Consider the following 8,704-nt stretch of genomic DNA (forward strand, 5'->3'; position numbering starts at 1 on the left):
GACTCTGTCGGGCTAAAAATCCCCTGGGGCGCACTGCAAACATGTTAAGCCTAAATCGCGCCAACCTGCCACAACAGCATCTCGGTCATCCAATACTAGCCAAGGGGCAAATCCATCTTCATGAATTTTCTGCAGCAGTGCTTTTTTAACGTCTTGATCGGGCACTTCATCCGCACCATTAGGGCGTAAATACACGCCATCAAAAGGCACACTATTTTTCTGCATCCACTCGACAGAATGCTGCTTGTGAGACTCTGGCCGACCACTACAAATTAAAATAGACTGACCTTGCGCTTTTAGGATATTCACCAAACGTAAAACATTTTCAATTACTGGTGTGTCTTTCATATATTCAAAGAAAGGGTCCCAATGCTTCTCTGCACCCAGTACCCAATGGGCAACTCGTATATGATCGAATTCTGCAAGCGTGCCATCTAAATCAACAATAACTGCACTTTTAGTCATTTGAACTTTCCTTAATAGGGGTGATTTCCCAACCGTTATTGTCTTGGTTGGGGATGAAAGATATAGGGGAAATATTGCCAATTCTTGGACAATAAGGCGTTCCGTTAATAACATTGTTAAGCACCCGGTAAACACCAGAGTGAGCAATAATAAGCGGGTATGGATATTGACTTAATATATCGTTTAACGCGTTAATGATACGTGCCTCCAAGTTGCTCCAAGGTTCGCCATTCGGTGGCGTCTCTTCATAACCAACTTGTTGCGCTATTGGGCAACCTTCCAAATCGCCCCAATTTCTTTCTTTAAGCTGCTCATAAGGCGTTATTACTTGTTCAGGGGTGGCATAAAAAGCCGTTTGCTGTGTTCTCTGCAAAGTACTGGTGGCGACAATACTCCACTTTTCTCGATGTAAGACATTATTTAAAACATCACTTAAAATCGGCGCAGCATTTTTTGCTTGCTCAATACCTTGCTCACTCAGAGGGCTATCAGTGAAACCACCAATAAGTTGAGCTGCATTGAATGTACTCTGCGCATGTCGAGCGAATACGAAAGGTTTACGGATTAATTTCATACGTTTTCTCAATATAAGTTTGTGACGTAATACTTGAACCGAGAGCTTCTTGCCACTCTTGTAGGTCTTTCATGCCATGAAAAAGAGGAACGCACGTATCACAGCCTAAATGACTAATAAGACGTTTTAAGTCTTGTTTACGCGGATGCACATTCCAACGCACAAAATGCGCCTTATCTTCGCTGATTGCTTGTCGAGCATGATCAGGAAGGTGACCGGTATAAACGGGCAAATAGGTTTCTGGCTGAAATAATAAATCTGCAGCTACACCACTAACACCATCAGGATCACCGCATAAGATAACCTTCGCATTGGGGTCAAACTGTCTGCCTTTAAGGCACTCTAATACAGGTCTAGCATCAGCACATATTCCTTCCATTGATGACGCCAAGGCTGTTTCTGCTGACAAACAATCCTCACCCAAGGTCCAATCATGAAAGTCTAAAGACGTTAACCAACAAGCTATTTCTAGCGCTCGCCCAGTTTGAGGAACTGGCATGACTAAGGATTTTTCTTCTTTCAAAAAACTCAGTAATGATTGCTTACCTTTCTCTAAGCTGTTGTCATATAAGCCATAAGACGCATCAAGCAAAGCGATTTTTGCTTTAGGTGGCATTGTGAAAGGGTATAAGGTTGACTCCAAGCTAAAGTCTCCACTGTAGTAAACACCTTCTCCAATATTTAAATGTAACCACACACCACCAAAAGAATGCCCTGCAGATCCAGTGGTCACTTCAATACCTTCAATTAAAGTCATGCCACCAACGGGTAACGTTTGAAGATTAAGATGTGTTGGTAACAATTTTTGTACGTCTTGAGTGGCATAAACGGGTACGTTGCCATCAACATCAAGCAAACCTCCCATGTGATCTTGATGATCATGAGATATTAAAATTGCGTCTAGGTTTTTCGGCTGAGTCCAGCCTTTGTCTTCACCCACTTCTAATGCGCCACCCGCATCTAATAAAAAACGTATTTCGCGTGATTCATGGGAAGCTTGATAAGTGACTAAAACTGCAGCCGCTGTTTTGCGACCTGCTCCACTGAGAATATCAATGCTAACCTTCATGATTCACTCTCAAGCGACCAAGCTTGCTCAAGGCGAATATGATGTAAACTATTGATTGTCATAGGCACATCACTATAAGTAAGCAGTTTCTGTCCATCTTCCAGTGTTAACTCGATATCATATCTCTCTCCACGAAAGATGCAGTTATCTACTGTCACAACAATGGAGAAAGCATCAGCAGGTACAAAGCGAATATCTTGAGGACGAACAAGCACTGAACTAAAAACCTGTTCAGAAGAATATCTTTTGATCAGATCATGTAGGTCTGTGCTATTAACATATTGCTGTGGGGCAATTTCACTCACCTTCAATACAGAGCCGCGACCTATAAAATTTGCTAACCAAGTATTTTTCGGCGTGGCATAAAGCGCCTGAGGCGTACCCCATTGCACTAATTCACCCTTGTTCAATACGGCAATGCGATCGGCAAGTGACATGGCCTCGGACTGGTCATGGGTCACATACACGATTGTCGCACCTGTACGATGATGGAAAGCACGGAAAGTTTCTTCCATTTTTGCGCGTAAATGCCGGTCTAGATTCGCAAGTGGCTCATCAAACAACACCACATCAGGTTCTGTAACCAGACTACGGGCAAGCGCTACACGTTGTCGTTGTCCACCACTAAGCTGCGCAGGTAATCGATCAGCATATTCCTCAAGCTGGACAACTTCTAACGCTTCTTGAATACGTCTATCACGCTCATCCGATTTGATTTTTTGAACCTTAAGCGGATAGCCCACATTATCTTTCACGCTCATATGTGGCCAAAGAGCATAGGATTGAAAGACCATGCCAAAGTTTCTGTCTTCTGTTGTCACATGATGCTTCTTACTGGAAAGACAAATGTCTCCATGAGTAATTTGCCCATCAGAAACAGGTTCAAACCCAGCCAACATTCTTAAAATAGTGGACTTACCACAACCACTTGGACCAAGCAAAGCCACAAATTCACCTGGTTCAATAGTAAGGTTTAGATTTTTTACAACAACTTCGCCGTGAAATGACTTATGAAGATTTTCTAATATTAATCGTGCCATGGGATAACTCCTTTTGGCAGTCGAGAGGCAAATAGGCTCAGTAAACTCATTAACCCAGCCACCAGCATGACAACCAGCACAGCAATGGCAGAGGCAAGCACACTGTCACCACTTTCATCCAAATTGAAAATCAGTACCCCTAACGTTTCATTTCCTGCACTCCATAATAAAGCTGAAACCGTCAACTCATTTATCGAGATAAGGAAAACCAATAACCCTCCTGCAAAAAAAGCAGGCGCTGTGAGCGGCAAAATAATATCGATCAGTCGCTTAAGAGGTCGTGCGCCCGCTAATTGAGCGGCTTCTTCTAAAGCAGGATCAAGTTGCGACATCGCACTTAACACTGGTTTCAAACACACGCTCAAAAAACAAGAAAGGTAGGCTAAGAAAATAATGCCTAAAGTGCCGTACAGGCTAACTTCGATAAACGGCAGAGGTTTGGCAAATAACAAAATAAAGGCGATCGCTAAAACAATCCCAGGAATGGCATAAGGCACTTCGATCAAGCTAGCAATCACAGCTCTTGTCCGCATTGGCAAACGCATTAAGAGATAACCTAATGGTAAAGAAACGATCATCAAGACAAAAGCGCTTACGAAGGCAAGAAAAGCACTGTTTTCAAAAGCACGCTTTGTTACTCCTTGACGACTGATCATTTCGTGAAAAGCAGAAAGTGTCAGCGTATCCAGCGTTAACGGCATACCTAAGGCTGGCACCAAAGAACTCACAATCAAAGCGAATAATGGCGCAACTAGAATGAAACACAGAATCACGACAAGCAATAGCTCAAACGGTAAACGCCAGCGCTGTAGACAAAAAGAAATAGACTTAGCGGTGTGTCCTAGCAGGGCATAACAACTACGCTGCTGTATCCATTGCTGCAACAGCATACCTGCCAATACTAATAGAGCGATGATCATCGACAGACCTGCTACTTGGCTCAACATGTCGTTACCAAAACCTGCCATTTGCTGATAAATCAAAGTAGGTAAAACAATGTAACCAGCAGGAATACCGAGCATTGCGGGAATACCAAAATTACCAAGCGATGAAACAAACGCCAACGCAGCGCCAGCCACAATCGCACTGCGACAAAGAGGTACGATGATATCAATCCAAATACGAAACGGAGATGCTTTTGCTAATTGTGCCGCTTCCAATAAATCTTGTGGTAAAGCAATAAGCTGAGTTCGAAGAGCAAGATAAACTAATGGCGCACTTTGAATCCCTAACAACAAGGCAATGCCTTCTGCAGAGTACATTGGTTGTGAGCTACCTAAAGCAGGCGCAATACCAAATGTATTTAAGATAGGGCTTGCTGGCCCAAACAACTGCAACCAACTCAATGCTGTTACTTGAGGCGGAATCATCATAGGCAACATAAAGCAGAATACCCAAACTGCACGGCCTCGAATATTCGTTAACGTGGTAACAAAACCAAAACCACAACCTAAAAAAACAGCAATTAAAGTACCTAAACCTGAAGTGTAGAAACTATTTTTCAACGCAACCCAAGTTCGTTCACTGCGCAAGACTTCTGCCAAAGGTGACGACGCAGACAAGGTCACCTGACTTAACGCCTCCACAAGCAAACGTAAACTCGGCGCAACACTTAGTGCTGCAATTAAGACGAACAATCCTATGGATAACCAGCGAAGCTGGCTATCCATAGACGGTCCATCTATAAAATGCGCTTTAATCAAAGAAGGGGTCATATCGCTTAACCTTCAAAGATCTTACTAAAGCGTGCTTTGTTTGCTTCGTTATTCTCTAGTGTTTTCGTAGCATTAAAAGGCATTAAACGAATTTCCTCTCGCTTAGGAAAACCTGCTGGGACACCAATATCACCACGAGCAGGCAAGTAGCCTTGCTCCAACACCAACTGCTGACCTTCTTGCGATAAGAGGAAATCAACAAAACGTTTTGCGGCAACTTTATTTTTCGCGCCCTTCATAATAGCAACAGGCTCAGTCACCATACTCACACCAGTTTTAGGGAAAACAAACTCGATCGGTGAGCCTTTAGCCGCTTCTCGAATGGCTAAGAAATCAACAATGGCACCATAAGGTTTAGTACCTGAAGCTACCGCTTTTAGTACACCGCCGTTACCACCTTGAGCTTTCACTTGATTCGTATGCAATTGCTCGTAGTAATTCCAGCCTAGCGTTTTCTCATCTGTTAACGTCGCAAGATGAATGAGAGCGGCACCAGAATATAGAGGGCTTGGCATAGCAACCTGATTCTTATAAGCAGGTTTAATGAAATCAGACCAATCCGTTGGCGATTGCGGTGCATTTTTGTGATAAACAATGCCAGTCGTAATCAGTTTAGTTCCATAGTAATAGCCCTGGTCACTGTACAAACTATTTTCATATTTTGTGCGATTAGGGCTTAAGTATGATTCCAGATAACCATCTGACACCATAGATTCCATCGTAACGCTGTCAGCAATTAACAGAACATCAGGCTTCACAACACCAGAAGACAGTTCTGCTCGTAGTTTGGTCATCAATTTAGTCGTGCCGTCACGAACCCACTCAACTTTAATATCAGGGTTAGCTGATTCAAAGGCATCTACCGTCATTTGTGCGTCTTTGTTTGGTTGGCTCGTGTACAGAGTCAATATATCTTGAGCTTGCACAGATAGTGGGAAAGCAAGAGCTGCTGCGCATATCAATAAAGTCTTCTTCATGGTCATTGGGAAACTCTCTTTTTGATAAGTGAGTTGCAACAGTACCGACATAATTTGACAGTATAGTGACAAAATATTTTCGTTTGATGGGAGATTTCTTTCGTTTGAAGGCAAACCTTCTTTCGTTTTAAAAACTGCCTTAAAAAATAGAATTAACAAGGAATTAAGAATGAACCAACGCCATCATGAGATTGTTCAGTGGGTTAATGAACAAGGGCGACAAACACTACAAGCTGTTGCTAATCAATTTTCAGTATCGGTACAGACTATTCGTTCAGACATCAGGCTATTAGCAGAAAAAGGCTTGTTGTTACGCAGTCATGGGGAAGTTATTCCTTTCCCTCATAGAGAGAATATTAGTTTTGATCAAAGACGAATTCGTAATGCAGAAGGAAAAAAACGCATTGCGGATTTATGCATTAGCAAAATATCAGATTATCAGTCTATTTTTCTTGGTAGTGGCTCAAGTGTGGCTGCAGTAGCCAGCCAATTAAATGAGTTTAAGGGCTTACAGGTAATGACCACCAACCTGCATGCGGCTCGCAATTTGTGTGAACATCCAGACTGCGAACTCACGATTTCAGGAGGTAAAGTAAGAATGCGGGATCAAGATGTTATTGGGGGTGATGCTATGCGTTTTTTCCAACGATATCGTGCTGATATTGGGCTATTTTCAGTTGCAGCTACCAACAAACACGGTGATCTATTTGATTTTACAGATGATGACGTTATGGCTGTCGAGGCTTTAGTGAATCATTGTCATTATCGAATATTGCTCTTGGACAGTACAAAATTCGAGAAAGAATCTCGGTGTTTTTCTGGAAAAATGAGCGACTATGATTGTGTTATCACAGACCAGAAACCATCAGATTCACTACTGAGTAATCTAAAATACCAAGGTGTTGAAGTTGTATATGAATGACAGGAATAGCCATTCAATCACCCCTACAAAAACGGCCAACATTTCTCCATCAGCTTATGAACTAAACGTTTATATGGCGGGCGAAATAAACCGACAGTGTTTGGCCCTCGTTGACGTAGCACAGATTTCCCGTGTGAGAATGTCCGGAATCCTTCTTCTGCGTGATATGCACCAATTCCCGATGCGCCGACACCACCAAAAGGTAAATCTGGTTGCGCCACTTGGATAATCGTTTGATTAACAACCAAACTTCCGCTGGCAATTTGTAACTCACAACGTTCTTCATCGGCTTTGTTTTGAGTAAAAATGTACATAGCTAATGGACGAGGACGTTGATGAATATAGTCAAAGGCTTCGTCTATATTTGCATAAGTCAGGATAGGCAGCAAAGGCCCGAAAATTTCATCCTGCATAACCGCTAATGTGTCGTCTGGCTGATGCAATACATGAAACGCCAATTTACCCTCTTGCTCAACCACACTACCGGCCATCAGATTGTCAATCTCGATATTGGCTGCGGTTGCCTCTTCAAGATAAGCCTTCAAACGACTCATCTGTCGGTTGTTCGCTAGGCTAGTGTAATCAGGACTGAGAATACCATCTGGATAATAAGCTGCGAGCTCCGACTTTATTTGTTCAATCAAGGTATGCTTTTGATCCTCATGACAAAGCACGTAATCAGGTGCCACACAGGTTTGTCCTGCGTTTAATGCTTTTCCAAAAACCAGCTTTTTCGCCGTATCCTTTAAGTCAGCAGAAGGCGCAACAAGTAATGGTGATTTCCCTCCTAACTCCAAAGTCACTGGCGTTAGATTTTTGGCCGCATTGTGCATAACGATACGACCAACAGAGGTTGAACCTGTAAACAGTAGATGATCAAAAGCGATTTGACTGAATGCATCTGCAACATCCGCTTCGCCTTCCACCAGCTCAACCCAATCTTCTCCTAAAGATTCATGCAATATCTCTCGCAATACTTTGTTCGTTTCCGGACAAAACTCCGACACTTTCATCATCACGCGGTTGCCAGCAGAGATAGCACCAACTAGCGGTCCCAAACAGAGTAAAACAGGATAGTTCCAGGGAGAGACAACACCAACAACGCCTTTGGGCTGATACACCACTTTAGCAGCGGCAGGAAAGCTGCTGATATGCACTCGACGTTTTGATGGTCGCATCCATTTGGTAAGGTGACTTTTAGCGTGCTTAATCTCCCCTAACAATGGAATCAATTCAATCAAACGAGACTCTTCGTGAGCGCGGCAGCCGAAGTCTTTATTCAACGCTATTAACAAGGCTTTCTCATGACGCAATAAAGCGGCTTGTAGACTCGTTAAGCATTTAAGGCGTTCTTCCGCTGTAGGGAAAGGCGCTTGTTGGGCAAGAGACTTTAATCGGCCAAACGCAATATGGATTTCATCTTTAGTATAAAAAGGTGCATCACTCATAACGATCTCTTTCTTTAAATTCGTTGTTATTTTATTGACTAACTATTAAGCGACTGAGACGAAATTACAAGGATTAAGTTATGGCGACTATTTGATGTTACGGTGATTCTCTCACATGAAGCAGTATTCCAAACATCTTCGCTGGCCATTCATGTTGAATGACCTATTAGGCCACCACCATGACGTCATTAATTTTGGATTACCTGACCGAACGTCCTTATGAAATGACCCTTTTTTTAGAGGGCCGAAATGGCTTAATCTATCTGTAAGCAGCGTGGCAACCTTTGGACCTGTTGGCATTTTAATCTTGACGTTAGACACGAACGATTTGAAGCGTTATTTCAATGTTGAGGCTGTAGAATTTCTCCAAAAAGAACATTTTTATGTTCTTTTTTAATACTCTGTTATCTAATCACTATTATTCGCTACAGTTGAACGTGATGGCTAATTATAAACCTGACTTATCCTGCCAAAGTAAATTCATTCCGATTGAT

Annotated in this window: 8 protein-coding genes; 1 reads left to right on the forward strand and 7 read right to left on the reverse strand. The window is 42.6% G+C overall.

The genetic code is table 11. The features are described 5' to 3' along the window. Positions 1 to 12: 12 nt before the first annotated feature. From ABFY09_RS06735 to ABFY09_RS06760, 6 genes are read right to left on the reverse strand one after another with little or no spacing between them, the layout of a single operon-like run. The gene (locus ABFY09_RS06735) at positions 13 to 465 is read right to left on the reverse strand and encodes an HAD family acid phosphatase (RefSeq protein WP_347983527.1); all 453 of its coding nucleotides are present in this window, start codon (positions 463 to 465) and stop codon (positions 13 to 15) included. Next, a complete protein-coding gene (locus ABFY09_RS06740) occupies positions 458 to 1,039 on the reverse strand; it encodes a histidine phosphatase family protein (protein WP_347983528.1) in 582 nt (193 codons plus the stop codon). The genes ABFY09_RS06735 and ABFY09_RS06740 overlap by 8 nt, the downstream gene beginning before the upstream one ends. After that, complete coding sequence (locus tag ABFY09_RS06745) at positions 1,023 to 2,108, reverse strand: MBL fold metallo-hydrolase (RefSeq protein ID WP_347983529.1); 1,086 nt, start codon at positions 2,106 to 2,108, stop codon at positions 1,023 to 1,025. The genes ABFY09_RS06740 and ABFY09_RS06745 overlap by 17 nt, the downstream gene beginning before the upstream one ends. Continuing rightward, positions 2,105 to 3,148, reverse strand: a complete 1,044-nt coding sequence (locus tag ABFY09_RS06750; protein WP_347983530.1) for an ABC transporter ATP-binding protein — start codon at positions 3,146 to 3,148, stop codon at positions 2,105 to 2,107. The genes ABFY09_RS06745 and ABFY09_RS06750 overlap by 4 nt, the downstream gene beginning before the upstream one ends. Next, a complete protein-coding gene (locus ABFY09_RS06755; protein WP_347983543.1) occupies positions 3,136 to 4,818 on the reverse strand; it encodes an iron ABC transporter permease in 1,683 nt (560 codons plus the stop codon). The genes ABFY09_RS06750 and ABFY09_RS06755 overlap by 13 nt, the downstream gene beginning before the upstream one ends. A 50-nt stretch (positions 4,819 to 4,868) precedes the next feature. Continuing rightward, positions 4,869 to 5,846: an ABC transporter substrate-binding protein gene (locus ABFY09_RS06760; RefSeq protein ID WP_347983531.1), complete on the reverse strand. Its 978-nt coding sequence runs from the start codon at positions 5,844 to 5,846 to the stop codon at positions 4,869 to 4,871. A gap of 163 nt (positions 5,847 to 6,009) precedes the next feature. On the opposite strand from ABFY09_RS06760, the gene ABFY09_RS06765 reads away from it, so the two are divergent. Beyond that, positions 6,010 to 6,762, forward strand: a complete 753-nt coding sequence (locus tag ABFY09_RS06765) for a DeoR/GlpR family DNA-binding transcription regulator (protein ID WP_347983532.1) — start codon at positions 6,010 to 6,012, stop codon at positions 6,760 to 6,762. A 23-nt stretch (positions 6,763 to 6,785) separates the two neighbouring features. Here ABFY09_RS06765 and ABFY09_RS06770 read toward each other — a convergent pair whose 3' ends face one another. Then, the gene (locus ABFY09_RS06770; protein WP_347983533.1) at positions 6,786 to 8,210 is read right to left on the reverse strand and encodes a coniferyl aldehyde dehydrogenase; all 1,425 of its coding nucleotides are present in this window, start codon (positions 8,208 to 8,210) and stop codon (positions 6,786 to 6,788) included. Between the last annotated feature and the right edge of the window lie 494 nt (positions 8,211 to 8,704).

Source organism: Marinomonas sp. 5E14-1, assembly GCF_039939215.1.
Lineage (GTDB): Bacteria > Pseudomonadota > Gammaproteobacteria > Pseudomonadales > Marinomonadaceae > Marinomonas.